The organism is Salmonella sp. GDC200615, from assembly GCF_050574145.1.
In the GTDB taxonomy this organism is placed as follows: Bacteria; Pseudomonadota; Gammaproteobacteria; order Enterobacterales; family Enterobacteriaceae; genus Salmonella; species Salmonella enterica.
Genome location: NZ_CP192247.1, coordinates 3921790 through 3947957, shown reverse-complemented (window position 1 = coordinate 3947957; position 26168 = coordinate 3921790). Strand labels below are relative to the sequence as shown.

At 51.2% G+C, this 26168-nt stretch carries 24 protein-coding genes, 1 tRNA gene and 2 pseudogenes; 21 read left to right on the top strand and 6 right to left on the bottom strand.

Going from position 1 to position 26168, the window contains the following annotated elements; all coding sequences use genetic code 11:
• The first annotated feature begins 18 nt into the window (after positions 1–18).
• The 4 genes from dsbC (at position 19) to lysS (ending at position 5201) form a co-directional block, all read left to right on the top strand.
• Entirely contained in the window at positions 19–732 is a 714-nt protein-coding gene (dsbC, locus tag ACQ29O_RS19100; RefSeq protein ID WP_000745614.1) for a bifunctional protein-disulfide isomerase/oxidoreductase DsbC, read from the top strand.
• A gap of 5 nt (positions 733–737) precedes the next feature.
• Positions 738–2471, top strand: a complete 1734-nt coding sequence (recJ, locus tag ACQ29O_RS19095; protein ID WP_000813390.1) for a single-stranded-DNA-specific exonuclease RecJ — start codon at positions 738–740, stop codon at positions 2469–2471.
• Positions 2472–2575: 104 nt separating this feature from the next.
• Positions 2576–3674 (top strand): peptide chain release factor 2 gene (prfB, locus tag ACQ29O_RS19090; protein WP_102047854.1). Its coding sequence is split into 2 segments (ribosomal slippage): positions 2576–2650 and positions 2652–3674, totalling 1098 coding nucleotides; the frame shifts between segments, so codons are not numbered across the junction.
• 9 nt (positions 3675–3683) lie between these two features.
• Positions 3684–5201, top strand: coding sequence for a lysine--tRNA ligase (gene lysS / locus ACQ29O_RS19085; protein ID WP_000003342.1), 1518 nt, complete (start codon positions 3684–3686; stop codon positions 5199–5201).
• A 75-nt stretch (positions 5202–5276) separates the two neighbouring features.
• Here the strand turns inward: lysS and idi are convergent, their stop codons facing one another.
• Positions 5277–5822 carry an isopentenyl-diphosphate Delta-isomerase gene (gene idi / locus ACQ29O_RS19080; RefSeq protein WP_000133994.1) on the bottom strand — a complete coding sequence of 182 codons (546 nt, stop codon included), beginning with the start codon at positions 5820–5822 and terminating at the stop codon, positions 5277–5279.
• 264 nt (positions 5823–6086) lie between these two features.
• On the opposite strand from idi, the gene actS reads away from it, so the two are divergent.
• The gene (actS, locus tag ACQ29O_RS19075; protein WP_020937168.1) at positions 6087–6845 is read left to right on the top strand and encodes an amidase activator ActS; all 759 of its coding nucleotides are present in this window, start codon (positions 6087–6089) and stop codon (positions 6843–6845) included.
• Between the two features lie 79 nt (positions 6846–6924).
• A tRNA-Gly gene (locus ACQ29O_RS19070) sits at positions 6925–6998 on the top strand.
• 131 nt (positions 6999–7129) lie between these two features.
• Here the strand turns inward: ACQ29O_RS19070 and ACQ29O_RS19065 are convergent.
• Together ACQ29O_RS19065 and ACQ29O_RS19060 are read right to left on the bottom strand one after the other, a co-directional pair.
• Positions 7130–7936: a DUF1460 domain-containing protein gene (locus tag ACQ29O_RS19065; protein ID WP_001574939.1), complete on the bottom strand. Its 807-nt coding sequence runs from the start codon at positions 7934–7936 to the stop codon at positions 7130–7132.
• 279 nt (positions 7937–8215) lie between these two features.
• Positions 8216–8467, bottom strand: a complete 252-nt coding sequence (locus ACQ29O_RS19060) for a hypothetical protein (RefSeq protein ID WP_001576352.1) — start codon at positions 8465–8467, stop codon at positions 8216–8218.
• 208 nt (positions 8468–8675) lie between these two features.
• On the opposite strand from ACQ29O_RS19060, the gene vapB reads away from it, so the two are divergent.
• The 10 genes and pseudogenes from vapB (at position 8676) to ACQ29O_RS19010 (ending at position 18490) form a co-directional block, all read left to right on the top strand.
• Positions 8676–8903 carry a toxin-antitoxin system antitoxin VapB gene (vapB, locus tag ACQ29O_RS19055; protein WP_000557549.1) on the top strand — a complete coding sequence of 76 codons (228 nt, stop codon included), beginning with the start codon at positions 8676–8678 and terminating at the stop codon, positions 8901–8903.
• Positions 8903–9301: a tRNA(fMet)-specific endonuclease VapC gene (gene vapC / locus ACQ29O_RS19050; RefSeq protein WP_000911336.1), complete on the top strand. Its 399-nt coding sequence runs from the start codon at positions 8903–8905 to the stop codon at positions 9299–9301. Before vapB ends, vapC begins: the two co-directional genes overlap by 1 nt.
• An 806-nt stretch (positions 9302–10107) precedes the next feature.
• On the top strand, positions 10108–10644 hold the full coding sequence (locus ACQ29O_RS19045; protein WP_001747404.1) for an STM3031 family outer membrane protein: 537 nt from the start codon (positions 10108–10110) through the stop codon (positions 10642–10644).
• A 46-nt stretch (positions 10645–10690) separates the two neighbouring features.
• Complete coding sequence (locus ACQ29O_RS19040; RefSeq protein WP_000835265.1) at positions 10691–11323, top strand: YfdX family protein; 633 nt, start codon at positions 10691–10693, stop codon at positions 11321–11323.
• A gap of 718 nt (positions 11324–12041) precedes the next feature.
• On the top strand, positions 12042–12623 hold the full coding sequence (locus ACQ29O_RS19035; RefSeq protein WP_001747403.1) for a fimbrial protein: 582 nt from the start codon (positions 12042–12044) through the stop codon (positions 12621–12623).
• Positions 12624–12742: 119 nt separating this feature from the next.
• Positions 12743–15232 (top strand): annotated as a pseudogene (gene stdB / locus ACQ29O_RS19030) (fimbrial outer membrane usher protein StdB).
• 40 nt (positions 15233–15272) lie between these two features.
• Positions 15273–16016, top strand: coding sequence for a fimbrial biogenesis chaperone StdC (gene stdC, locus ACQ29O_RS19025; protein WP_001747402.1), 744 nt, complete (start codon positions 15273–15275; stop codon positions 16014–16016).
• Positions 16013–17089 carry a hypothetical protein gene (locus ACQ29O_RS19020; RefSeq protein WP_253336079.1) on the top strand — a complete coding sequence of 359 codons (1077 nt, stop codon included), beginning with the start codon at positions 16013–16015 and terminating at the stop codon, positions 17087–17089. Before stdC ends, ACQ29O_RS19020 begins: the two co-directional genes overlap by 4 nt.
• Before the next feature lie 143 nt (positions 17090–17232).
• On the top strand, positions 17233–17745 hold the full coding sequence (locus ACQ29O_RS19015) for a CaiF/GrlA family transcriptional regulator (RefSeq protein WP_000336257.1): 513 nt from the start codon (positions 17233–17235) through the stop codon (positions 17743–17745).
• Positions 17732–18490 carry a hypothetical protein gene (locus ACQ29O_RS19010; RefSeq protein WP_001747400.1) on the top strand — a complete coding sequence of 253 codons (759 nt, stop codon included), beginning with the start codon at positions 17732–17734 and terminating at the stop codon, positions 18488–18490. The genes ACQ29O_RS19015 and ACQ29O_RS19010 overlap by 14 nt, the downstream gene beginning before the upstream one ends.
• A gap of 209 nt (positions 18491–18699) precedes the next feature.
• Here ACQ29O_RS19010 and ACQ29O_RS19005 read toward each other — a convergent pair whose 3' ends face one another.
• Positions 18700–19524, bottom strand: coding sequence for a nickel/cobalt efflux protein RcnA (locus tag ACQ29O_RS19005; protein ID WP_000503695.1), 825 nt, complete (start codon positions 19522–19524; stop codon positions 18700–18702).
• A gap of 121 nt (positions 19525–19645) precedes the next feature.
• Here ACQ29O_RS19005 and rcnR point away from each other — a divergent pair, with 121 nt between their 5' ends.
• The gene (rcnR, locus tag ACQ29O_RS19000) at positions 19646–19918 is read left to right on the top strand and encodes a Ni(II)/Co(II)-binding transcriptional repressor RcnR (protein ID WP_000019953.1); all 273 of its coding nucleotides are present in this window, start codon (positions 19646–19648) and stop codon (positions 19916–19918) included.
• A gap of 30 nt (positions 19919–19948) precedes the next feature.
• Here rcnR and ACQ29O_RS18995 read toward each other — a convergent pair whose 3' ends face one another.
• Entirely contained in the window at positions 19949–21178 is a 1230-nt protein-coding gene (locus tag ACQ29O_RS18995) for an amino acid permease (RefSeq protein WP_001747398.1), read from the bottom strand.
• A 141-nt stretch (positions 21179–21319) separates the two neighbouring features.
• Positions 21320–21775, bottom strand: coding sequence for a multidrug/biocide efflux PACE transporter (locus tag ACQ29O_RS18990; protein WP_001747397.1), 456 nt, complete (start codon positions 21773–21775; stop codon positions 21320–21322).
• A 103-nt stretch (positions 21776–21878) separates the two neighbouring features.
• Between ACQ29O_RS18990 and ACQ29O_RS18985 the strand changes: the two genes are divergently transcribed.
• The 4 genes and pseudogenes from ACQ29O_RS18985 to kduD all read left to right on the top strand — a co-directional run bounded on the left by ACQ29O_RS18985 (position 21879) and on the right by kduD (position 26123).
• The gene (locus ACQ29O_RS18985; protein ID WP_001270774.1) at positions 21879–22742 is read left to right on the top strand and encodes a LysR family transcriptional regulator; all 864 of its coding nucleotides are present in this window, start codon (positions 21879–21881) and stop codon (positions 22740–22742) included.
• A gap of 122 nt (positions 22743–22864) precedes the next feature.
• Positions 22865–24043 carry an acetyl-CoA C-acetyltransferase gene (locus ACQ29O_RS18980; protein WP_020937166.1) on the top strand — a complete coding sequence of 393 codons (1179 nt, stop codon included), beginning with the start codon at positions 22865–22867 and terminating at the stop codon, positions 24041–24043.
• A gap of 430 nt (positions 24044–24473) precedes the next feature.
• Positions 24474–25305, top strand: a pseudogene (kduI, locus tag ACQ29O_RS18975) (5-dehydro-4-deoxy-D-glucuronate isomerase).
• Positions 25306–25361: 56 nt separating this feature from the next.
• Complete coding sequence (gene kduD, locus ACQ29O_RS18970) at positions 25362–26123, top strand: 2-dehydro-3-deoxy-D-gluconate 5-dehydrogenase KduD (protein WP_000602491.1); 762 nt, start codon at positions 25362–25364, stop codon at positions 26121–26123.
• Positions 26124–26168 lie beyond the last annotated feature (45 nt).

Below are 26168 nucleotides of genomic sequence, written 5' to 3'. Positions count from 1 at the left end.
GACAGGAAAGGATAGTTTATGAAAAAGCGTTTTATGATGTTCACTTTACTGGCGGCGGCGTTTTCAGGCGTGGCCCATGCGGATGATGCGGCTATCCGTCAGTCGCTGGCTAAGCTGGGCGTTCAGAGTACGGAAATTCAGGCCTCGCCAGTGGCAGGGATGAAAACCGTCCTCACTCACAGCGGCGTACTGTACGTCACTGATGACGGCAAACATATTATTCAAGGGCCGATGTATGACGTGAGCGGCGCGCATCCGGTAAACGTGACGAACAAACTGCTGATGAGCCAGCTAAATGCGCTGGAAAAAGAGATGATCGTCTATAAAGCGCCGGATGAGAAACATGTCATTACTGTTTTTACCGATATCACCTGCGGCTATTGTCATAAGCTACATGAAGAGATGAAAGATTATAACGCGCTGGGGATCACGGTACGTTATCTGGCCTTCCCGCGCCAGGGGCTGGAAAGCCAGGCGGAGCAGGATATGAAATCTATCTGGTGCGCCAAAGACAAAAACAAAGCGTTTGATGACGCCATGGCAGGTAAGGGCGTGAAACCGGCAAGCTGTGACGTGAACATTGCTGATCATTATGCGTTGGGCGTGCAGTTGGGCGTCAGCGGTACGCCAGCCATTGTATTGAGTAACGGCTATGTGGTGCCTGGCTATCAGGGACCGAAAGAGATGAAAGCGTTTCTTGATGAGCATCAAAAACAGACCAGTGGTAAATAATACGCGTGAAACAACAGAGACAACTTCGTCGGCGCGAGGCTGATGAGACGGCGGAACTCCCCGCCGATCTTCCTCCATTACTACGACGTTTATATGCCAGCCGGGGCGTTCGTAGCGCCCGCGAACTGGAGCGCAGCGTGAAAGGAATGCTGCCCTGGCAACAGCTTAGCGGCATAGATAACGCGGTGGAGATCCTCTACAACGCCTTTCGCGAAGGTATCCGCATTATTGTTGTTGGCGATTTTGACGCCGACGGCGCGACCAGTACTGCGCTAAGCGTATTGGGAATGCGTGCGTTGGGATGTGACAACATCAGTTATCTGGTGCCTAATCGCTTTGAGGACGGCTACGGTTTAAGCCCTGAAGTGGTCGATCAGGCGAAGGCGCGCGGCGCGCAGCTTATCGTCACCGTAGATAACGGCATCTCATCCCACGCCGGCGTAGCGCATGCAAAGACGTTGGGGATTCCGGTGATCGTGACCGATCACCACCTGCCTAGCGATACATTGCCGGAGGCCGAAGCGATTATTAATCCCAATCTGCGCGACTGCGAATTCCCGTCTAAGTCGCTGGCGGGCGTCGGCGTGGCGTTTTACCTGATGCTGGCGTTGCGAACATTTTTGCGCGACAAAGGATGGTTCGACGAGCGCAACATTGCGCCGCCGAATTTGGCGGAGCTGCTGGATTTAGTGGCGTTGGGAACGGTAGCAGACGTTGTGCCGCTGGACGCTAACAACCGTATTCTGACCTGGCAAGGGCTAAGTCGTATTCGTGCCGGGAAATGCCGTCCGGGAATTAAAGCGTTGCTGGAGATATCGAATCGCGATCCGCAGCAGCTTGCCGCCAGTGATTTAGGCTTCGCGTTGGGGCCTCGCCTGAATGCCGCCGGCAGGCTGGATGATATGTCCGTTGGCGTGGCGTTACTGTTGTGCGACAACCTCGGCGAAGCGCGTGTTCTGGCCAGCGAGCTGGATGCGCTTAACCAGACGCGCAAAGAAATAGAGCAGGGGATGCAGGCGGAAGCGCTTATCCTGTGCGAAAAGCTTGAGCGCAGTAGTGAAACGCTTCCGGGCGGTCTGGCGATGTATCATCCTGAATGGCACCAGGGCGTGGTCGGAATTCTGGCGTCGCGCATTAAAGAGCGTTTTCACCGCCCGGTGATCGCCTTTGCGCCTGCGGGCGACGGCACGCTAAAAGGCTCAGGCCGATCGATTCAGGGGCTGCATATGCGCGATGCGCTGGAACGGCTGGATACCCTTTACCCTGATCTGATGATCAAGTTCGGCGGCCATGCGATGGCGGCGGGATTGTCGCTGGAAGAGCATAAATTCGAGCAGTTTCAGCAACGGTTTGGCGAGCTGGTGACGGAATGGCTCGATCCTGCCCTGTTGCAAGGCGAGGTGATCTCCGATGGTCCATTAAGCGCGGCGGAGATGTCTATGGAAGTGGCGCAACTGTTGCGGGATGCCGGACCGTGGGGGCAAATGTTCCCGGAACCGTTATTCGATGGTCGTTTCCGTCTGCTACAGCAGCGTCTGGTGGGCGAGCGTCACCTCAAGGTGATGGTGGAGCCTGTCGGCGGCGGCCCGCTGTTGGATGGCATCGCATTTAATATTGATACGACCTGTTGGCCGGATAACGGCGTGCGGGAGGTAGAACTGGCTTATAAACTGGACATTAACGAGTTTCGCGGCAACCGTAGTTTACAGATTATTATCGATGATATTTGGCCGCTATGATCGGGGCGATTTAACAACACTTTCGCTGTAATTAAGGGGCGAAATCCGCTAATATTTCGCCCTTATAACCGCATTTTGACAAGTCAAATAAAAGAAATCAGACCATGTTTGAAATTAACCCGGTGAATAACCGCATTCAGGACCTCACGGAACGCACCAACGTTCTTAGGGGGTATCTTTGACTACGATGCTAAGAAAGAGCGTCTGGAAGAAGTAAACGCCGAGCTGGAACAGCCGGATGTCTGGAACGAACCTGAGCGCGCGCAGGCGCTGGGAAAAGAGCGTTCATCGCTCGAAGCGATCGTCGATACGCTTGATCAAATGACTCAGGGGCTGGACGACGTTTCCGGGCTGCTGGAACTGGCGGTAGAAGCTGACGACGAAGAGACGTTTAACGAAGCCGTCGCGGAACTGAATACGCTGGAAGAGAAACTGGCGCAGTTGGAATTCCGTCGGATGTTCTCCGGCGAGTACGATAGCGCCGATTGCTATCTCGATATTCAGGCCGGTTCCGGTGGTACTGAAGCGCAGGACTGGGCCAGCATGTTGCTGCGTATGTATCTGCGTTGGGCGGAAGCGCGCGGCTTCAAGACGGAAATCATTGAAGAATCGGAAGGGGACGTCGCCGGTATTAAGTCCGCGACTATCAAAATCTCCGGCGAATATGCCTATGGCTGGCTGCGCACTGAAACTGGCGTACATCGTCTGGTGCGTAAAAGCCCGTTCGACTCCGGCGGTCGCCGTCATACCTCGTTTAGCTCCGCGTTTGTGTACCCGGAAGTGGACGACGATATCGATATCGACATTAACCCGGCGGATCTGCGTATCGACGTCTATCGCGCGTCTGGCGCAGGCGGTCAGCACGTTAACCGTACGGAATCCGCCGTGCGTATCACCCATATTCCCACCGGGATTGTGACGCAGTGCCAGAGCGACCGTTCGCAGCACAAAAACAAAGACCAGGCCATGAAGCAGATGAAAGCGAAGCTTTATGAACTGGAGATGCAGAAAAAGAACGCTGAAAAACAGGCGATGGAAGACACTAAGTCCGATATCGGCTGGGGAAGCCAGATTCGTTCCTATGTCCTGGACGATTCCCGCATTAAAGACCTGCGTACTGGGGTGGAAACCCGCAATACACAGGCGGTACTGGACGGTAGTCTGGATCAATTTATCGAAGCAAGTTTGAAAGCAGGGCTATGAGGAATCAACATGTCTGAACAAAACGCACAGGGCGCTGACGAGGTAGTCGATCTTAACAATGAAATGAAGGCACGTCGCGAGAAGCTGGCTGCACTGCGTGAGCAGGGTATCCCGTTCCCGAACGATTTCCGTCGTGACCGTACCTCAGACCAACTGCACGCAGAGTTTGACGCGAAAGAAGCTGAAGAAATGGAAGCGCTGAATATTGAAGTGTCCGTCGCGGGCCGTATGATGACTCGCCGTATTATGGGTAAGGCCTCTTTTGTTACCCTGCAAGACGTAGGCGGCCGCATTCAGCTGTATGTGGCGCGCGATGATCTGCCGGAAGGCGTTTACAACGAGCAGTTCAAGAAGTGGGATCTTGGCGATATCCTCGGCGCGAAAGGTAAGCTGTTCAAAACCAAAACCGGCGAGCTGTCTATCCACTGCACCGAACTGCGCCTGCTGACGAAAGCGCTGCGTCCGTTGCCGGATAAATTCCACGGCTTGCAGGACCAGGAAGCGCGCTATCGCCAGCGTTATCTGGATCTCATCTCTAACGATGAATCCCGTAACACCTTCAAAACCCGTTCGAAGATCCTGGCCGGTATTCGCCAGTTTATGGTTGCTCGCGGCTTTATGGAAGTCGAAACCCCGATGATGCAGGTGATCCCAGGCGGCGCGTCTGCCCGTCCGTTTATCACCCATCACAACGCGCTGGATCTGGACATGTACCTGCGTATCGCGCCGGAACTGTACCTCAAGCGTCTGGTGGTTGGCGGCTTCGAACGCGTATTCGAAATTAACCGTAACTTCCGTAACGAAGGCATCTCCGTGCGCCATAATCCTGAGTTCACCATGATGGAACTCTATATGGCGTATGCGGACTACAAAGACCTGATCGAGCTGACGGAGTCTCTGTTCCGTACGCTGGCGCAGGATGTTCTGGGCACCACCCAGGTTCCGTACGGTGATGAAGTGTTTGACTTCGGTAAGCCGTTCGAAAAACTGACCATGCGTGAAGCGATCAAGAAATATCGCCCGGAAACGGATATGGCTGATCTGGACAACTTCGATTCCGCGAAGGCGATTGCTGAAAGCATCGGCATTCACGTCGAGAAAAGCTGGGGTCTGGGCCGTATCGTCACCGAGATCTTTGACGAAGTCGCTGAAGCGCATCTGATTCAGCCGACCTTCATCACCGAATATCCGGCTGAAGTGTCTCCGCTGGCGCGTCGTAATGATGTGAACCCGGAAATCACTGACCGCTTCGAGTTCTTTATCGGCGGTCGTGAAATCGGTAATGGCTTTAGCGAGTTGAACGATGCGGAAGACCAGGCGCAGCGTTTCCTGGATCAGGTTAATGCAAAAGCGGCGGGCGACGACGAAGCCATGTTCTACGACGAAGACTACGTGACGGCGCTGGAACACGGGTTACCGCCGACAGCGGGTCTGGGAATTGGTATCGACCGTATGGTGATGCTGTTTACTAACAGCCACACGATTCGCGACGTTATTCTGTTCCCGGCGATGCGTCCGGTGAAATAAGATGTAAATTGCCGGATGGGGCATTAGCCGCCATCCGGCATCTCTTCGTTCAGACGTAGCGCCATCAGGCAATTTTTAACGCTGGCAGTAATTGAGCAGTCGTTCACGCGCTTGTTCGTCTGACGCTTGCATGACCATCCACGGGCTAAATGCCCACGGCGTAGCGAGAAGGCTTTTCCATACGCTTTTAAATTCGCTCCACTGATAGTCCATCACCTCTTCGCTGTTAACCTGTAACACACTGGTTGCCCGCGCGGCAAATACCGGACAGACTTCATTTTCCACAATACCGTTTGGATCTGTCGCTCGATAGCTGAAGTGCGGATAGACGGGGGTGAGATCGGTAATTTCCACGCCGAGTTCGAACCGACAACGGCGGATGATCGCCTCTTCGGTGGTTTCGCCTTGTTGCGGATGACCGCAAACCGAATTCGTCCACACGCCTGGCCAGGCTTTCTTGCTCAGCGACCGTCGTGTTACCAGCAACTGGCCATCTTCGTTAAATAGCCAGCAGGAGAAAGCCAGATGCAAAGGCGTATTAAGCGTATGAGCCGCATACTTTTCCAGTGTGCCGGAAGGCTTATCCTGCTCATCCAATAAAACGACATGTTCCTCAGTCATGAAAGCTCCTGAAAATTAAAATGACCCGGCAGCATGGCCAGGCCATATACTCAGACGATCAGCGTAGCGCATAACAGAAAGAAAGGCATTACCAAAACAGGCCCTGACAGAACGCAGACGAGCGCCATTGTGCCGTGAGTCGATATTATGCTGGCATATCGGATATTCGCGGCATCATCATCCACGCGGACCCTTTCCGGCGTCAATGGATTGGGCATACGGCATTTGGCTGCTATCATAAGGCGTCTGTCAATAGAGTGAGGAATGGTTTTGAGCGCAGGACGCCTGAACAAAAATAGCCTGGGTATTGCGGTGCTGTTATGCACAGGGCTGCTGCTGGCGGGGTGTTCCAGTAATTCCGGCTCAGGAACGTATTCCGGCTCCGTCTATACCGTTAAGCGCGGCGATACGTTGTATCGTATATCGCGCGCTACGGGAACCAGCGTGAAAGAACTGGCCCGACTGAATGGCATTTCTCCGCCTTATACTATTGAGGTGGGGCAGCTAATTAAAGTACGCGGCAGCGCAAAGAGTAGCAGTTCAACACGCAAAACCAGCAATAAAACAGCAACAAAAACTGCTGCGGTCAGACCGTCATCTTCGGTGCCAAAATCCTCCTGGCCGCCGGTGGGGCAGCGTTGTTGGGTATGGCCTGCTAACGGTAAAGTGATTTTACCTTATTCCACCGCGGAGGGCGGAAATAAGGGGATCGATATTGCGGGCGCGCGCGGAACGCCTGTTTATGCGGCGGGAGCGGGTAAAGTTGTCTATGTCGGGAACCAGCTGCGCGGTTACGGCAATCTCATCATGATTAAGCACAATGAAGATTACATTACGGCTTACGCTCATAATGACACCATGCTGGTTAATAATGGACAAAGCGTTAAAGCGGGGCAAAAAATCGCTACGATGGGCAGCACGGATGCTGCATCCGTAAGACTACACTTCCAGATTCGCTACCGGGCGACGGCCATCGATCCGCTGCGTTATCTGCCGCCGCAGGGGAGTAAACCGAAGTGCTGACGGCGAATTAATCGCCAGTCAGCCAGTAAGTCTCTTGCCAACCAGAGCGTAAGGTTTATAATGCCTTACGCATCTCAAAGCGGGCGTAGTTCAATGGTAGAACGAGAGCTTCCCAAGCTCTATACGAGGGTTCGATTCCCTTCGCCCGCTCCAGACAAATATCTTCTAGTATTTACTAAAACCACGAATTTACAGCAATTTTCCGTGTCGGCCCCACAGTACACAGGGTTTCAATACCTATGTCGGACGGCTATTATCAGCTGGTGACTCCGGTAATGACTTTATCATTCAGCCCGCAACACAACGATGCCCGGTCTGGAATGCATGTATTCCATAAACGGTGTATCCACCACTTTTCTGTTTGCGGCCAATGAGGAGGCGTTCCTGAACCACACCTGTTCATCATGGCGAACTACGATACCCACATGTGAAACGTCCAGCCCGTCAAGCGGGGAGTAGACACCGATATAATCCCCGTTTTTTAGGTGGTTCATGACCTGCTGGTTGATGGCTCTTCCGGGAATGTAGTTTATTTTACGAGGATGGATGCCCAGACCAGGAATGTACTCGCCGCCATCAGGTTTATGGTTAAGCTGCTTGTCAACAACGACATAATCAGGGCTGATATCCGGCGTTACATCCCGTGCATTACGCGGTGTTGCGGCGAACCAGTCAGAGAAGAAGTGCCGGCGGCTGAGATAAGCAACTTTGCCCGCGGCGTAGCGAGTCCTGGCAAGATTATGCAGAAACGATTTCTGATTATCGCTGCGGGCCAGGGCTTCAACGTAATCAGCCAGTGTAAAGCAGTCCACGCCGTTGAAATTCGCTACAAGGACTTCGGGGATGCCGGGCCCACCGATGAGCGTATCCGCCTGATAAGGTGTTCCGAGAAAAGCAGACGATACGCGGCTGATAACTTCTCCATGGTTTTCGCCTTTATAAGGAATGACATCCGACTGGATAATCCGGCTTATTTTTTCTGCCGTAACGCTGTCCATGCTGGTCTGATATTTTTCTGTGCCAGGGACGGCACAGGCCGTCAGATGCGCCGACATAAGCAAAATTGTCCATGTATTTACCTTCATTATCATCTCCGGAAAGGTTCAAATCCCTTTTTTACCTTTACCGGAAATGGTTGTGATGAATACAGAAAAACGCCAGAGGTTGATTACAGGTTGAGTAATATGAACGCTGATGATGATAAATGTGAAGATCATCATACGACTTTATTTTATTCGCCGTTGTTTTTTGCCTGATCGTCAAAGCCAACATGCCCCTTCAGGCTGGCTTATAAGTCAGAGTGTAGATTGCGACGTGTCCGATCAGCGATTCTGACGCGTCCACCTCGGTGTGGCGGTCGTCGCTGACGATCACTTTGACATGGAGAATTTTGTACTCACTGAATGTTCGAACCGGACCACCTCCCAAGAGGTGAAGGAATAGTCCATCAGACGGATTTCCTGTCGCGCGGTCTCAATTATCTTAAGAACAAGCTGGAGATCTGTACCTTCCGGATAAAATCCTGCCTCAATGATGGCTGCGTAAGTATGTGGTACTGGCGCACACAGAGCCAGACCGAGCAAACCGGGCAGAAGCCATCGGCACATATGTTTTTTATGCATTGTTTGCATGGTATTTCCTTCATTGGATGTATTCAGAAATGCCGGAGTCGGGGAAACTCGTTTTCCCCGATTGCCGGGGTTGGACAAGGATGCCCTGCGGAGTGCGCGTTAAGCGACTGGATTATTTTTTCCTGTATATCTCTTTGACATATACATCGCCTCTACTCATAATGGATATACGCGTTGTATATCCAGAAAGGAGGCAGTTATGCACACAACACTTTTTTTTAGTAACCGGACCCAGGCAGTCAGATTGCCTAAATCGATATCCTTTCCGGAGGATGTGAAACATGTCGAAATCATTGCGGTTGGTAGAAGCAGAATCATTACTCCAGTCGGAGAATCCTGGGACAGCTGGTTCGATGGCGAAGGCGCCAGTACTGATTTTATGAGTACCAGAGAACAACCCGCAGTACAGGAACGGGAAGGATTTTGATGCTGAAATTCATGCTTGATACCAATACCTGTATTTTCACCATCAAAAATAAGCCCGAACACATCAGAGAACGCTTCAACCTCAATACATCCCGAATGTGTATCAGCTCCATCACCTTAATGGAGCTGATTTACGGTGCTGAAAAAAGCCTGGCGCCGGAGCGTAATCTTGCCGTCGTGGAGGGATTTATCTCCCGCCTTGAGGTTCTGGATTACGATACACAGGCAGCGATACATACCGGTCAAATCCGTGCCGAATTGGCCCGCAAGGGAACACCTGTCGGGCCTTATGACCAGATGATTGCTGGCCATGCCGGTAGCCGCGGACTGGTCGTCGTCACAAACAATCTCCGCGAATTTGAACGCATTCCGGGTATCCGAATCGAAGACTGGTGCTAATTTCTGCATCAGATGTTATCCCCGGATTCAAACTCTTTTCCGGATTTAGTGGCACAGTCAATTTGGTTAGCTGCTTAATGGTGGTTTGCATCACATTTTTAGCTGGTGGTATTTTTTTATGTTGACTGGAGATATCTGCCAACAGCATAACTTTTACGGCCAGATAATAAATAAAAGAGTACCAAAATGTCGTATTCTGACATGTTTACGAAGGGAGTACCGCTCCCTTCTTTTTTTGTTTCCTGGATACTCACTGAACAATGCCGTTACTGCCCGATAACTGCCGCCCCCCCCTCTCCATAGCCGTTTCCTGCAACTTAAATCACAGACGTTGATTTACCAGGCCGATATGCCTTCTTTCCCGTTATATATCCTTCATACTTCAAGTTGCTTATGTGTTGGCTACGGATTACTCGGTCCATCCATGGGCCTCGCCCTGACGGGCCGTCGCACGCGACGTTCAAATCTGCTCCCGGCAGAATTGTCGCTCACCCCAGTCACAGAGTTATCTATGCTCCCGGGGACTCACTCCCTTGCCACCTTTAAGCAACTCGAATTATTTTGGGTATATATCAGTGAACTTCTATTTTGGTCAGTTTTTATTTTTCAGTTTATTTATTATTAAATTCTGTTTCTGGCCTGGATATATTTTCGTGAATAGCCTCCCGACAGCCGGAGATAAAGGTATTTGCTGGCGTAACAGCGCTCATAATTTAAAAGATTTATTTATAGTTTGTTATCACGGAAAGATTTTAACTTAATACATGCCAGTAAGGCATCAGGTAAAAATAACCGGAGAGAAGAAGATGAACAAAATGCTATTAGCCGGAAGTGCCGGTATTGTTCTGCTGTCTGCTGCAGCCAGTCCGGTATGGGCAGACGATAATGCCAGTACATTTTCACTTGGATACGCCCAGTCCCATACTAATCACGCCGGGACGTTGCGTGGGGTACGGCTGGCAAACAACTATGAAATGTCACCGGACTGGGGGCTGACAACCTCATTTGCATGGCTAAATGGAAGCCAGCGCTATTCCGATGAAAGCAGTAATGGTCGTGTAACAACCCGTTATTACTCCCTGCTTGCAGGCCCCTCATGGAAAATAAATAACCAGTTAAGTCTGTATAGTCAAGTGGGCCCCGTATTATTGCATCAGCGTGATCACGGGATAAATGAGTCTGACAGTAAGGTCGGATATGGTTATTCTGCTGGCGTGGCTTATACCTCGGTCAGTAGTGTCGCTATAACTCTGGGTTATGAGGGAGCGGATTTTGATGCTACCCATAACAGCGGAAGCCTTAATAGCAATGGTTTTAATCTTGGCGTGGGTTACCGGTTCTGAATAGGATAATCCGATAAAAAATGTTACTTTGTGGAGATGATGGATTATGAAAAGCCATATTATGCCAGGCGTTGCGCTGATGGTTATCCTGTTTTCAGGAAATATTATGGCCGCAACAAACATGACTGATAACGTTACTCTGAATAATGACAAGATATCCGGACAGGCCTGGCAGGCCATGCGTGATATCGGAATGTCGCGATTCGAGTTGTTTAATGGTCGCACCCAAAAGGCGGAACAACTGGCTGCGCAAGCAGAAAAACTCCTGAACGATGACAGCACTGACTGGAATCTGTATGTCAAATCAGATAAAAAAGCCCCAGTTGAAGGAGACCACTATATTCGGATAAATTCATCGATTACGGTAGCAGAAGATTATCTCCCTGCGGGCCAGAAAAATGATGCTATTAATAAAGCAAACCAGAAAATGAAAGAAGGAGATAAAAAAGGGACTATAGAGGCCCTGAAACTAGCAGGCGTCAGTGTTATTGAAAATCAGGAACTCATTCCTCTTCAGCAAACCCGTAAGGATGTGACCACAGCGCTTTCCTTGATGAACGAAGGAAAATACTATCAGGCAGGTCTATTACTGAAATCAGCTCAGGATGGCATAGTTGTAGACTCTCAGTCAGTTCAGGAATCACCCACGCACTCCGTGCAGCACGACGCCGCGCATTAATATCCCCCAGCCTGCTGTATACATTACAGCAGGCAGCATTATGTCTGACAGCTATTACCAGTTTGTTCTTTGCTGTCGGCATTGTTTTTAAATTTCATCCGCGAAGTTTAGAAATGTCAGGGTACCTGCATTTATATCTATTGTGATGCTCATCACAAATACAGAAGAATATCATTTCATTTATTATTTTTTATTCCTTCCACTTATGGTGGTTCATAATGATTTATTAAGTTAATGTTTTGGAATTAAATGCCTTTTGCTTGCGTTATATCCAGTTTTTTATGCTACCAGTAATTTCATTGTTATATATGATTAGTATTATGTTTTGTAAATATCCAGTGTAATGGAAAAGCAAAACATACATTCCCGATAATATATTACAAAATATTTCATGTCCGCTGCGAATATCTGTCTGTTAGGTATTCACCCGCTTATAATTACATTAAAAAGTATTTCTTTGATGATTATTCTTAAATTACGATCATAATCATCGATCGTATCGATCTATTTTTATTGTTTTAATTTGAATAAGAATTTTCTTACAACTGATTAGGCATTAGCTGAAATCAATATTTTTCGATGGAAAGTTCAGGTGCTTCGTTTAACACCAGGCGTTTATTATTCATACGAATCTTTTCTGAACGCTTTCATTAATACCCTCAGAGTTGTTTTCAGCCTTTGCAAAATAATTCTCATTTACCCAAAGGACATATTATCTATGCGTAATAAAATAATACTTGCCATGGCGGCTGCCGGTATGATGTATGGCGCTTCTGTATATGCAGTCGATCCACCCACAGCAGGCCCGTTCGGCTCAGGTAAAATTACCTTCACTGGCACCATCACCAACTCCCCCTGTGATATCGCACCGGGCGACGATGCGATCACCGTTCCGTTTGGACAGATTTCTTACCGTAAACTGAATACCGCCGACGCAACTACGGAATCAAAACCGTTCATCATTCATCTACAGAACTGTGCTTTCGATCCGAATACCCCGGACACAGCTGGCTCCTCAGGGAAAATGTCCAAAGTAACCGTATCTTTCTCTGGCGCAGCGAATACCAGCAAAAAGGCTTACACCACCAGCGGTATCGCACAGCATGTTGGTGTCCAGCTACTGAAGAGTGACAACGCCACAATTATCGATCCCAACACCCCGATGCCGGATGGCGACGCTCAGCAACTGCAGGCCGGAAACAACGAACTCAACTTCTTTGCCCGACTAATAGCACTGGATAATGGCGTCACTCCCGGTGACTTCAACGCATCCGTCACCTACACCCTGAAATACCTGTGATTTCACGCGGTAAATAACGACAGGGAGAAGCCGTCCACGGAGGGGATCGGACGGCTTTTATATCTGACTGTGCCTGCGGGCTGTCTGTTACACGGACGACAACACGAAAGCGCCATGCCATGAAAATTACCCGGCTTGCCATTCTGATTACCCTGACATTTTCCGTCCTGAAGTCGCAGGCCACGGAGTTCAATGCCAGCCTGCTGGACAGCGGGAACCTGTCTAACGTGGACCTCACGGCCTTCAGCCGCGAGGGGTATGTGGCGCCCGGTAACTATATTCTCGATATCTGGCTCAATGACCAGCCGGTACGGGAACAGTATCCGGTCAGGGTTGTACCGGTTGCCGGACGCGACGCGGCCGTCATCTGTGTGACAACAGACATGGTGGCCATGCTGGGTCTTAAGGATAAGATTATTCATGGCCTGAAACCCGTTACCGGTATCCCGGACGGGCAATGCCTTGAGCTGCGCTCCGCTGACAGTCAGGTACGGTACAGCGCTGAAAATCAGCGTCTGACCTTCATTATTCCCCAGGCCTGGATGCGTTATCAGGACCCGGACTGGGTGCCCCCTTCACGCTGGAGCGACGGCGTCACCGCCGGCCTGCTTGATTACAGCCTGATGGTCAACCGCTATATGCCGCAGCAGGGGGAAACCTCTACCAGCTACAGCCTCTACGGCACCGCCGGGTTTAATCTCGGCGCCTGGCGATTGCGGAGCGATTACCAGTACAGCCGTTTTGACAGTGGGCAGGGCGCATCACAGTCCGATTTTTATCTGCCGCAGACGTATCTGTTCCGTGCCTTGCCAGCACTGCGCTCAAAACTGACGCTCGGACAGACGTACCTCAGCTCCGCTATTTTTGACTCCTTCCGCTTTGCCGGGCTCACTTTGGCCAGCGATGAGCGCATGCTGCCGCCCTCTCTTCAGGGGTATGCCCCGAAAATTAGCGGCATTGCGAACAGTAATGCACAGGTCACCGTCAGCCAGAATGGTCGCATTCTGTACCAGACCCGGGTGTCGCCGGGGCCTTTTGAGCTTCCCGACCTGAGCCAGAATATCAGCGGCAACCTGGATGTCAGCGTCCGGGAAAGCGACGGTAGCGTCCGGACCTGGCAGGTCAACACGGCCAGCGTCCCCTTTATGGCACGCCAGGGATAGGTTCGCTATAAGGTGGCCGCCGGACGTCCGCTGTACGGCGGGACGCATAACAACAGCACGGTCAGCCCTGACTTTCTGCTCGGGGAGGCCACCTGGGGAGCATTTAACAACACGTCGCTGTATGGCGGCCTCATTGCCTCCACCGGCGACTACCAGTCCGCGGCGCTCGGGATCGGCCAGAATATGGGGCTGTTGGGCGCTCTGTCTGCGGACGTCACCCGCTCAGATGCGCGGTTGCCGCATGGGCAGAAGCAGTCCGGTTACAGCTACCGTATCAACTATGCCAAAACGTTTGATAAAACCGGCAGTACCCTGGCGTTCGTCGGATACCGCTTCTCGGACCGCCATTTTCTGTCCATGCCGGAGTACCTGCAGCGTCGGACCACTGACGGCGGCGATGCATGGCATGAAAAACAGAGCTACACCGTGACTTATAGCCAGTCCGTTCCGGTACTCAACATGAGCGCGGCCCTCTCGGTAAGCCGGCTCAATTACTGGAACGCACAGTCCAACAATAACTACATGCTCAGCCTCAACAAGGTGTTCAGTCTCGGCGACCTTCAGGGACTCTCGGCCTCGGTGTCGTTTGCCCGTAACCAGTACACCGGCGGGGGTAGCCAGAACCAGGTCTACGCCACCATCAGTATCCCGTGGGGAGACAGTCGCCAGGTGAGTTACAGCGTACAGAAAGATAACCGGGGCGGCCTGCAGCAGACCGTGAATTACAGCGATTTCCATAACCCGGACACTACATGGAACATCAGCGCCGGTCATAACCGTTATGACACCGGCAGCAACAGCAGCTTCAGCGGCAGCGTGCAGAGCCGTCTGCCGTGGGGCCAGGCGGCAGCGGACGCCACCCTGCAGCCCGGACAGTACCGCAGCCTGGGCCTGAGCTGGTACGGCTCGGTGACTGCCACCGCCCACGGTGCCGCTTTCAGCCAGTCGATGGCCGGGAATGAGCCCCGCATGATGATAGATACCGGAGACGTGGCCGGTGTGCCGGTGAACGGCAACAGCGGGGTGACCAACCGCTTCGGGGTGGGCGTGGTGAGCGCCGGCAGCAGCTATCGCCGCAGCGATATTTCGGTTGATGTGGCCGCCCTGCCGGAGGACGTGGACGTCAGCAGCTCCGTCATCAGTCAGGTACTGACGGAGGGCGCGGTGGGCTACCGGAAGATTGACGCCAGCCAGGGGGAGCAGGTGCTCGGTCATATCCGGCTGGCTGATGGCGCAAGTCCGCCGTTTGGCGCCCTGGTGGTGTCCGGGAAAACCGGCAGAACCGCGGGGATGGTCGGAGATGGCGGTCTGGCCTACCTGACAGGTCTCAGCGGGGAAGACCGCCGGACCCTGAATGTGTCCTGGGATGGCCGGGTGCAGTGCAGACTCACCCTGCCGGAAACGGTGACACTCAGCCGGGGGCCGCTGTTACTGCCCTGCAGATAAAAATATTCCTGTCACAGAGCAGGTCTAAAGGAGAAAACAGGTGAAAAACAGCAGAAGAAGCCGTGTGATTTTACTCGCACTGGCGGCAGCATGGAGCCAGTACAGCCCGGCGGCCGTCAATGTTGACCGGACCCGTATTATCATGGATGCGCCGCAGAAAACGGTGGCCATCACGCTGAATAACGATGACAAAACCACGCCGTTCCTGGCGCAGTCCTGGGTGACGGACGCTGACGGGGTGAGAACCGATGCGCTGATGGCGCTGCCGCCGCTGCAGCGTATTGATGCCGGACAGAAATCCCAGGTCCGCATCACCCAGGTTCGCGGGCTGACAGATAAGCTCCCTCAGGACAGGGAAACACTGTTCTGGCTTAACGTGCGGGGCGTTCCCCCGAAGCCAGAAGACGACAACGTTCTGCAACTGGCCATGCAGAGCCAGCTGAAACTGTTTTACCGTCCGAAAGCCATTATCAGAAGCAGCAGTGACCAGCCGGAAAGAAAGCTGACTGCTGAGCGGAATGCGGGACATCTGACCCTCAGAAACCCGACGCCGTACTACATCACTGTGGCGTGGCTGGGAGCAGACCGTAGCCACAGGCTCAGCGGTTTCCGCGAGGGCGTGATGGTACCGCCCCTGGGGAACCTGCCTTTAAAGGCTGTTCTGCCGGCAGAAACCCGGACGCTGTGGGTGGGGTATATTGATGATTACGGGGGACTGCAGATGAATCGCTACACCTGCGATGCCCTGAACTGCGCGTTTAAGGACGCAGGGGCGACATCATGACAGAATGGATTTTTAATCTGAAAACAAAACTGACCGTGCTGGTGATGATGTTGTGCTCTTTATGTGTGACTAAAGTGTATGCGGTTGAGCTAGGTATAAATGAATGTGCAGTCACTTCCGGTCAGAATATTAATTTAAGAAGTATAAATTTGACAACCGATGATTTTAAACCCGGCACGGATTCGGTTATCTATACAATCAATCAGGATGCAGTTTTTAAATGTTACATGGGATATGACACGCAATTTCCACAGCTGGTATTTAATCAGGGCTACTTCAGTAAATTTACCAAGACACTAGATGCGATGGGACTTGGATTCATAATGTCCATTAAAGAAACAGGAAATGCTTCAAGTGCTGTTTCGTTCTCCTGGGATGAAATAAAGAGTACTCAGTCAGGAAATGAGTTACGAAAAGAGTTTGGCACAAAACTACCTGTTGGGACTACAGAACGAAAAGTAAAGATAACACTGGATTTCTTATATACAAAAGCATATTCAGAGAGTAGTGCAGTTACAGCTTTTACGGGGATAAGTAATGTTTTAAATATTGTACCTTTTTCTTATTCTTTGAGACAAAACGGATTTGTTTTATCTGGTTTTAATGTGAGAATTCTCAGAAACGGATTGGGTAAAGTTGACATTGTTCCATTACAGGTCAACTTTGGGCATATTTATACGACTTATGAACCTTCACAGACCAGACAGGCAAATTTTACAGTGATCGCCACGCAGGTTTTACGACCGGCTATGGGACAGGTATTCACGATCCCTCTGGCCATCACCTTCGGGAAAGGTGCACTGACACAGGATACCGGGCAAACTCTGAATCTTGTCAGCCTGGATGGCCCCAACAAAGGTCAGCCTAATGGACTCCGGCTTTCAATAAAAGATGATAAAGGAAAAGAGATTACTTTTGATAAACAAGAAGTACTGGGGGATATTACTATTACAGGAGCTGTCACCGGTAATGTGTCGAAGGTATATACTGCAGTAATAACCCCGACCCCGGGGGGAAGTGTAAAGACAGGAACGTTTTCTGCTGCAATACCCGTTACTGTTACCTATAACTAATCGGGGGGGCAGATAATAAAAATAAAAGAACTGACTGAGTTATCGGGGAGCTAATCCCGAATAAACCCACATTAATAATAAATACTATTTAAGAGTTGTTCTTCACCTCCGGGAAATCATTTACCCAGTTATGGAGAGGTTTTATGTGCCCTGATAATACACACGCAAAAAAGCAGTACCTTACCCCTGGTAACGATATTCATTATCCCGGACAGACCAACCATGATGCCTGTTTTATTCCGGAAAGCGTCCGCCAGTATGCCGACGAGCCCCTGTATATCATTGTGGCACACTGGTGCCTGTTGCAGCAGAACTGGGTTCAGCGTAACCAGATAGCAGAGGCGTTTCACATCACGGCCAGACGGGCCAGCTACCTGATTGCCTATCTGCGAAGCAAAACATCGCGGGTGGTCAGCATCTGCCGTCACCAGACCCTGCCTAATAAAGCACGACGCTATGAGATTTATGTTATCCGGGTTCTTGACAGTCCCACCCCGTCCACGCGCCGTGAAAAAGCCGGACCGCCGCTGGTATCAAAACGCCGGGTCGGTAATGGTGACAGGTCGATGGCAAATGAACTGTGGAACCGGCTATGCAGTAACAGAAATGCGGGGAAAATCCTGAAAAAGAAGGAGGATGAGGATGACGGAACATAACCGGATGCCGGCCCGGCAGATTATCGTTTACGGTGACTGCTGGCCGGTGACGATCGCCGTGGCACACCTGGTCCGGAGATTTCTGCCGGGCTGCAACTGTGAAACCGCATACAGTCTGCCTGTTCTGTTGCAGCAATTACGTCGGAAACCGGAGGCCATACTGATACTGTGTCTGCGTCCCCGTGAACATCTCTTTTTGTTCTATTCCCTGAGACAGATACTGCCGGACTACCCGGTTATGATTATCAGCGATGAGCTGTTTTTCAGCGACCGGGTGGTACTGAAGGTATACGGCGGCATCCCGACGCTGCTGGAGCAGGAACTGGCGGAGATACTTATTCGGTGGCGGCGGGATGAACAGTGGGCCGGGGGCGCACGCCTGCGCAGGACAGGAGGGCTGGACGCCTTTTTGTTATCTCCGGATCCGGTGACGGGCTTTCTGGAAGTGCCACCGATATTTAACAATCCGAAGCGGTTGATGAACTATATGGATCAGTTGATGCACCGGGAGATACTGGCATGCGGAGTGAGCCTGGCCCAGTTACGCTTGCTTCAGGAAGTTTACCGTGGACGAGGAAGGTTGTCAGCGTTGTGTGGAAGGCTGAATACACAGGAGAAGCAAATCTGGCAGGACAAATACCGGTTACTGGTGAAGCTGGGAATGCGGAACCGATTACGGGAACTGCTGTTTGGTACCCGGTTTTGTAAATCACTGCAGCGAACTCCGTTTATCGCTCCGCAATAACCCGCCTCCGGCGACCCTATCCAGAAACACTGACACGCCGGCTAAACCCGGTGGCGGTGGGGTATTTTTTGCCTGTGGTGTAGTGGAGTAAAATACAGAATTCAGGCGGGACGCTGAATGTATGGCCTTTCATACCGTTTGATAAGTAAAAACGCTTCTGGAATGAAACCCGATGTGAATGATACGGCCTGAGCAGAAGCGTTACATATTTACTGCATGATCCCGGTATAGCCATGAATTCCCATATACACGCCGACCAGACCAATCAGAATGCTCGAAAAATAGGGCGCCCGCCGGGCAAGCGTCGAAAAACCACTCCAGCGCTTTGCTGCCTGTTGAACGCTTATCGCCGCGCCAACGCCTACCGTCACCAGCGTTAATGCCAGGCCAAGACTAAAGCTCAGTACCATCGTGGCGCCCAGCGTAAACGCTTTAAGCTGGATACAAATCAGTAAAACGGTGATCGCAGCCGGACAGGGGATAAGCCCTCCGGTCAGGCCGAACAGCAGGATCTGTCCATTAGTCACTGTTTGACCATCAAAACGGCGTTGAATATCGGCAGCATGGGCGCGTTCATGGGCATCCTGATACGCTTTTGACGTTGCACCTTCCGGATGTATGTGACCATGATGGTCATGGTCATGGTCATGGTCGTGGTCGTGGTCGTGATGGTGGTTTCCCGCCAGCCACTGCTGCTCGCCTCGCCATGTCCGCCAGAACATCCAGCACGCGGTGCTCAGAATAATAATCGCAGAAATTAACTGCAGCCATGGTTCCACTGATTGTGCGGTGAATGCCCGGCTAAGATACATCCCACCCAGCGCGATTAACCAGACGATCGCGGTATGAGAAAGCGTTGCTGCCAGACCGAGCATGACGGCCTGTTTAACCGTACCTTTAATGGCAATAATAAAAGCCGCCATCATAGTTTTGGAGTGCCCTGGCTCAAGCCCGTGCAAAATACCTAATAAAATGGCGCTGGGAATGAAGAACCAGCCGTTTCCTTGCTGAAGAAGTGTCGAAAATTCACCCATGAGAATGATTCTTAGTTGTTTTATGTGGGTGTCATTCTACTCCCCCCCAGTATTGAATACTACCCCCCAGTAGCATCGTAATGCTATAATTTGTATTCGTTAATGTTAGTGAGGTGTTGCAATGTCACATACCATCCGGGACAAACAAAAGCTTAAAGCCAGAACCAGCAAGATTCAGGGGCAGGTGATAGCGCTAAAAAAAATGCTGGATGAACCGCATGAATGCGCGGCCGTGTTACAACAGATCGCGGCGATTCGCGGCGCGGTAAATGGCTTAATGCGCGAGGTGATTAAAGGGCATCTGACCGAACATATCGTTCATCAGAGTGATGAAGCCAGACGTGAAGAAGATCTGGACGTAATATTAAAGGTGCTGGATTCTTATATAAAATAGCCGGGAGTTATATCCCGGCTATCTTTTACTTTAGCCGAAAAACATCACCGATACGCAAAGTAAACCGACGACCAACGTAATGAAATTACCTACTGAACGGTAGGGGTTCAATGCCGGTATCAGGTACGTTGACAACGTGGGCATAATAAACAGAATCATCGCAATGAGCGGGCCGCTAATGGCATAAATCATAGAGATGGCATTCGGGTTAATACAGCAAATAATAAACCTAATCCCGGAAACCAGCATGATAGACAGCGCGCGATTGAACGCCCGGCTTTTTTTCACGCCAACCTGCTGTAGGGTGGTTCTTACCATTTCGGTTGCGCCCTCGATGACGCCGAAATAGGTGCCGAGGAAAGATTTCGACATGGCCACGACGGCAACGATAATACCGGAAATAGAGAGCCAGGCCGGCTCATTGGGCATCATCGAGAGCGCGGAAAGGATGGTAACGCCTTCGTTGCGCGCGTCTTCAATGTATGACGGCGGAATGGAGAGCAGGCAGCTAAAGACAAAGAATAGCACGCTCAGGCAGATAATCAGGTAGGCGACCTTCATGATCTTTTTGCATTTATCCATGGCCTGATCGCCAAAATTTTCCCGTCTGTCGATGGCAAACGTCGAAATAATGGGCGTATGGCTAAAAGCAAAAACCATCACCGGAATAGAAATCCATACCTGGTGCAACGTGTGACTATCCAAAGACATCTGCCCGGTCAGTAACGAGGGTTGCCAGCTTCCGGTTAAGTAGAGCGAAAGGAACAAGAAGTAAGCGATAAGTGGAAAGACTAAAAAGCCCATTACGCGAAGAGTGGCATGTCTTCCCATTAAGAAAATCATATTCAGGATAAGTACTACGCCGAAGCTAACTGCCATCCGGATGCGAATATCTATCTGAATATGCTTCGCTAATTGCTCTGTCAGGGAATTGGTAATCGCCACCGCATAAATTAATACCACGACAAAAAACGCAATAAAATAAAGCGTGGTAATAATACTGCCGATTTTCTTGCCGTAATAATGAGTAACGGCGCCAGTAATTCCCTCACCGGCAGAAGTCTTTGAGGAAAGAATAAACTGACACAGCGCCTTATGCGGCCAGTATGTCAGAGGCCAGGCGACCAGCGCGGTAATAAATAGCACGATTGCGCCTGCCGATCCCAACTGGATGGGAAGGAAAAGAGTGCCTGCGCCTACAGCCGTTCCGTATAATGCAAAACTCCAGAGAGTCTCATCTTTTGACCAAATTTTAGACATTATTTGAATTTATCAACTATAAAACACACAAAAAGAAGCGCAATTTACCATAAATAGCGTCAGTTGGGGGCGTTTTAAGCAGATGGATGTCGTGGAGGCGGAGGGCCGGGAGCGTTGCGATCCCGGCAAAAAAGAGCAATATCATGCACTAACGCGCTGTTGGCGGCGAGTCACTATTCGTTGGCGTAAAACATCGTATGCCCAGTTGTACAGCATCGTGTACGGCAAAAAGAACAGGAAGAAACCAATTTCCAGGGTGAATGCTTGTAGCAGGCTGACATTCAGTACCCAGGCGACAATACTCACGCCAATGACAATAAACCCACTTTCAAATCCTAACGCATGGAGTGCGCGCACTTTGGCGGTTCGTCTCACCTGATGCGTAGGCCACAGTCGATCAAACAGAGCGTTATAAATGATATTCCAGATCATGGCCGTCGTTGCCAGCAATATCGTCAGGCTGCCCATCTCTAGCACCGAGCGCTGCATTAGCCAGGCGGTCGTTAGCGCCAGTATCGCAGTCGCAATACCTTCAAAACAGACAGCATGGAAAATACGCTCCGGCAGCGAGCGACGTTGTATGGCGTCATGTTGCATAAACGAAAAAACCTTACTCTTAATCAAAATAAAGAAATTTCCGCTATTTTATCGTTTAATGTGATACCTAAAAGATAATATCCATCGATAAAGTAGATAGGTTATGCGTTACTCACCTGAAGCGTTAATGGCATTTGTTGAGACCGTCTCTTGCGGTTCGTTTTCTGCGGCGGCGCGCCGCCTGCGTAAAAGCCAGTCCACCATTAGTACCGCCATTGCGCATCTGGAGGCGGATCTGGGATTTTCATTATTTGATCGATCTTCGCGCCAGCCCGTTCTGACCGAAGAAGGAAAACGGGTGCTTAGCTATGTTCAGGCTATTTTATCGGCGAGCGATCGTTTGGATGAGGTGGCGCTGACGTTATCCGGCGAGACGGAGGCAAGACTCACGTTCGTCCTCTCTGATACCCTGCACCCTGACAGTCTGGAAGAGTTAATGGCGCAGTTTGATCGTCAATTTCCGCATACCGAGTTTGAATGCTTGATCGGAGAAAATGATGATGTCATCGACCTGTTGCAAAAAGGGCGCGCCCAGATAGGCCTGATTGAAGCGCGTGATGACTATCCCACAGACATTGGCGCGACGCGTCTGCCTGTTCAAAGCTGGATGGGGGTTTATGTGGCGACCACGCATCCGTTGGCGTCGCAGACGAACCTGCAATGGGAGCAACTGCATACCTGGCGCGAGCTGCGTCTGAATACCTACCTTGAATCTAATGCCAACATTACGCGCGGCCCGGCCTGGTCAGCGCCAAACTATTTATTACTGTTGAGCATGGCGGTTCAGGGATTTGGCTGGTGCGTATTGCCCTGCGCGCTGGTGGAAGAGTTTGCGGCGGAAAAACCGCTGGCCCAGCTGGAAGTTCCTGGCTGGCCGAGGGCGATTGCTATTGATTTGCTGTGGAACAAGAAGACGCCGCCCGGAACGGCAGGGAACTGGCTTCGCTACCATTTGCAGCAGAAATAAGCTGCGTCACCGTCAAATCAGCGTCATTTCCTTTGTGATAAAACTCACTTTTTTTAAACAATCAAGATAACTAATTTTAACAATGCTCTACTATGGCGGTGTCATTTTGCGCTGAGGTGGTAATGAAAGAGGTTGTGATAGTGGGGGCTTTACGGACACCCATCGGCTGTTTTCAGGGAACGCTGGCCCGTCATTCCGCCGTCGAGCTGGGGAGCATGGTCGTAAAAGCGTTAATTGAGCGCACCGGCGTGGACGCTAACGCTGTCGATGAGGTCATCCTCGGTCAGGTGCTGACGGCTGGCGCCGGGCAGAATCCGGCGCGCCAGTCAGCCATCAAAGGAGGGCTGCCGACTACCGTTTCCGCCATTACTATTAATGACGTTTGTGGTTCCGGTTTCAAAGCGTTGCACCTGGCGACGCAGGCTATTCAGTGCGGCGAAGCGGACATTGTTATTGCGGGCGGGCAGGAGAATATGAGCCGTGCGCCGCATGTCCTCAATGACAGCCGTACCGGCGCGTTGCCTGATGCCGACAATCTGGTGGATAGTCTGGTACATGATGGCTTATGGGATGCCTTCAACGATTATCACATTGGCGTGACGGCAGAAAACCTGGCGCGGGAATATGGCATCAGCCGCGAGTTACAGGATGCTTATGCGCTCAGTTCGCAGCAAAAAGCCAGGGCCGCGATTGATACCGGGCGTTTTAAAGATGAGATTGTCCCCATCGTCACGCAACGTAATGGGCAGACCGCAATTGTCGATACGGATGAACAACCGCGGGCCGACGCCAGTGCGGAGGGGTTAGCCCTGCTGCATCCGGCGTTTGATAGTTTAGGTTCGGTGACGGCGGGTAATGCCTCCTCAATCAACGATGGCGCCGCCGCGGTGATGATGATGAGCGAGGCGAAAGCCCAGGCGCTGGGGCTGCCGGTGCTGGCGCGCATCCGCGCGTTTGCCAGCGTCGGCGTCGATCCTGCGCTAATGGGGATTGCGCCGGTATATGCTACCCGGCGCTGTCTGGAGCGTGCCGGCTGGCAACTGACGGAGGTCGACCTTATCGAAGCCAACGAAGCGTTTGCCGCCCAGGCGTTGTCGGTAGGAAAAATGCTGGAATGGGATGAGCGACGGGTAAACGTTAATGGCGGCGCGATTGCGCTGGGGCATCCCATTGGCGCTTCCGGTTGTCGAATTCTGGTTTCACTGGTGCACGAAATGGTTAAACGCGACGCGCGAAAAGGTCTGGCGACGCTGTGTATCGGTGGCGGCCAGGGCGTTGCTTTAACCATTGAACGCGACTGATCCTGCGCCAGCCATCCTTTTCCTGCTTCAGTATTCCGTTGTAAAAAGCCCTCTATCACGAGGGCAAAGCCAGTGACAGAACCCCCTTTTTCGTTATAGCGCAGAACGTCTTGCCGCGTCGGGCATTGCAGACGCATACCGCTTTTAATTCAATTCGCACATCAGACCCCGTTCCAAAACAAGCTCCAATTTTTATCTGGGTAACCGCATACAGCATCTGGCGCACATGTCTGAAAATCAGACATGTGCGTAAGTTTTAGCGCCGTTCGTGATCGCTACAGCAGTTTTAAAAATAACCAACCATATAAATGAAACGTTGTTTTATTTATTGTTGAAAACCTTTATCCAGGCGACTATGATGCCGTTAAATAAATCAAAACAGTGTTTTGAATTTTATGCCATTGCGATCGATTTATCATTGGAGGGAAAAGTGGACGTAAGGCAAAGCATCCATAGCGAGCACGCTAAAACGCTGGACACCCAGGCGCTGCGACGCGAGTTTTTAATAGAAAATATTTTTGTCGCTGATGAATATACGATGGTCTACAGCCATATCGACCGTATTATTGTCGGCGGCATTATGCCCGTCAGCCATTCTGTTGAAATCGGCGGAGAGGTGGGTAAACAGCTTGGCGTTTCCCGGTTACTGGACCGCCGCGAGCTGGGCGTCATTAATATTGGCGGCGCGGGCGCCATTATCGTTGACGGGCAGCGCCATGATATTGGTCATCGTGATGCTCTGTATATTGGTAAAGGGGCGAAAGAGCTGGTCTTCGTCAGCAATGAGGCGAGCAGACCGGCGAAGTTTTATTACAACTGCGCGCCAGCGCATACCGCTTATCCGACGAAAAAAGTGTCGCCTGCCGACGTTGCGCCCGTCACCTTAGGCGATAACCTCACCAGTAACCGTCGCACCATCAATAAATACTTCGTACCGGATGTACTGGAAACCTGTCAGCTCAGTATGGGACTCACCGAACTGGCGCCCGGTAATCTATGGAACACCATGCCATACCCATGAGCGCCGTATGGAAGTTTACCTCTATTTCAATATGGAAGAGGACAGTTGCGTTTTCCATATGATGGGGCAGCCTCAGGAAACCCGTCATATTGTGATGCGTAATGAACAGGCGGTTATTTCCCCAAGCTGGTCAATACATTCTGGCGTTGGCACCAAAGCCTATACGTTTATTTGGGGCATGGTGGGAGAAAATCAGGTCTTCGATGACATGGATCACGTTGCGGTACAAGATCTGCGCTAGTCGCGACCGGTGATAACGCCTGTGCGTGACAGGCATGACAAAAATAAGGATTAACAATGATTTTGAATGCATTTTCTCTTGAAGGTAAAGTCGCGGTTGTGACGGGGTGCGATACCGGATTGGGGCAGGGAATGGCGTTAGGGCTGGCGGAAGCGGGCTGTGACATTGTCGGTATTAACATTGTTGAACCGACGGAAACTATTGCGCGCGTCACCGCTCTGGGACGTCGTTTTTTAAGCCTGACAGCCGATCTGCGTCAAATCGATGGTATTCCGGCATTACTGGAACGGGCGGTGGCAGAATACGGTCATATTGATATTCTGGTGAATAACGCGGGTTTAATCCGTCGTGAAGATGCGATTGATTTCACGGAAAAAGACTGGGATGACGTCATGAACCTGAACATCAAGAGCGTGTTCTTTATGTCTCAGGCGGCGGCAAAACATTTTATTGCCCAGGGCAACGGCGGCAAAATTATTAATATCGCGTCTATGCTTTCCTTCCAGGGCGGCATTCGCGTTCCGTCTTATACCGCGTCGAAAAGCGGCGTAATGGGAATAACGCGTCTGATGGCGAACGAGTGGGCGAAACACAATATCAATGTAAACGCCATCGCGCCGGGCTATATGTCCACGAATAATACCCAGCAATTGCGCGCTGATGCACAACGTAGCGCCGAAATTCTCGACCGTATTCCGGCTGGACGTTGGGGGCTACCGGGCGATTTAATGGGGCCGGTAGTCTTCCTGGCATCCAGCGCCGCTGATTATGTTAACGGCTATACCATAGCGGTAGATGGCGGTTGGCTGGCGCGTTAATCCGCTACTGACAAATGCGTTTCTGGGAAAGTCGACTCTTTGGCC

Bases quoted from the DNA above. Each gene is read 5' to 3' on its own strand.
- dsbC (WP_000745614.1), top strand. From the start codon at position 19: ATGAAAAAGCGTTTTATGATGTTCACTTTACTGGCGGCGGCGTTTTCA.
- lysS (WP_000003342.1), top strand. From the start codon at position 3,684: ATGTCTGAACAAAACGCACAGGGCGCTGACGAGGTAGTCGATCTTAAC.
- idi (WP_000133994.1), bottom strand. From the start codon at position 5,822: ATGACTGAGGAACATGTCGTTTTATTGGATGAGCAGGATAAGCCTTCC.
- actS (WP_020937168.1), top strand. From the start codon at position 6,087: ATGGTTTTGAGCGCAGGACGCCTGAACAAAAATAGCCTGGGTATTGCG.
- ACQ29O_RS19065 (WP_001574939.1), bottom strand. From the start codon at position 7,936: ATGATAATGAAGGTAAATACATGGACAATTTTGCTTATGTCGGCGCAT.
- ACQ29O_RS19060 (WP_001576352.1), bottom strand. From the start codon at position 8,467: ATGCATAAAAAACATATGTGCCGATGGCTTCTGCCCGGTTTGCTCGGT.
- vapB (WP_000557549.1), top strand. From the start codon at position 8,676: ATGCACACAACACTTTTTTTTAGTAACCGGACCCAGGCAGTCAGATTG.
- vapC (WP_000911336.1), top strand. From the start codon at position 8,903: ATGCTGAAATTCATGCTTGATACCAATACCTGTATTTTCACCATCAAA.
- ACQ29O_RS19045 (WP_001747404.1), top strand. From the start codon at position 10,108: ATGAACAAAATGCTATTAGCCGGAAGTGCCGGTATTGTTCTGCTGTCT.
- ACQ29O_RS19040 (WP_000835265.1), top strand. From the start codon at position 10,691: ATGAAAAGCCATATTATGCCAGGCGTTGCGCTGATGGTTATCCTGTTT.
- ACQ29O_RS19035 (WP_001747403.1), top strand. From the start codon at position 12,042: ATGCGTAATAAAATAATACTTGCCATGGCGGCTGCCGGTATGATGTAT.
- ACQ29O_RS19020 (WP_253336079.1), top strand. From the start codon at position 16,013: ATGACAGAATGGATTTTTAATCTGAAAACAAAACTGACCGTGCTGGTG.
- ACQ29O_RS19015 (WP_000336257.1), top strand. From the start codon at position 17,233: ATGTGCCCTGATAATACACACGCAAAAAAGCAGTACCTTACCCCTGGT.
- ACQ29O_RS19010 (WP_001747400.1), top strand. From the start codon at position 17,732: ATGACGGAACATAACCGGATGCCGGCCCGGCAGATTATCGTTTACGGT.
- ACQ29O_RS19005 (WP_000503695.1), bottom strand. From the start codon at position 19,524: ATGGGTGAATTTTCGACACTTCTTCAGCAAGGAAACGGCTGGTTCTTC.
- rcnR (WP_000019953.1), top strand. From the start codon at position 19,646: ATGTCACATACCATCCGGGACAAACAAAAGCTTAAAGCCAGAACCAGC.
- ACQ29O_RS18995 (WP_001747398.1), bottom strand. From the start codon at position 21,178: ATGTCTAAAATTTGGTCAAAAGATGAGACTCTCTGGAGTTTTGCATTA.
- ACQ29O_RS18990 (WP_001747397.1), bottom strand. From the start codon at position 21,775: ATGCAACATGACGCCATACAACGTCGCTCGCTGCCGGAGCGTATTTTC.
- ACQ29O_RS18985 (WP_001270774.1), top strand. From the start codon at position 21,879: ATGCGTTACTCACCTGAAGCGTTAATGGCATTTGTTGAGACCGTCTCT.
- ACQ29O_RS18980 (WP_020937166.1), top strand. From the start codon at position 22,865: ATGAAAGAGGTTGTGATAGTGGGGGCTTTACGGACACCCATCGGCTGT.
- kduD (WP_000602491.1), top strand. From the start codon at position 25,362: ATGATTTTGAATGCATTTTCTCTTGAAGGTAAAGTCGCGGTTGTGACG.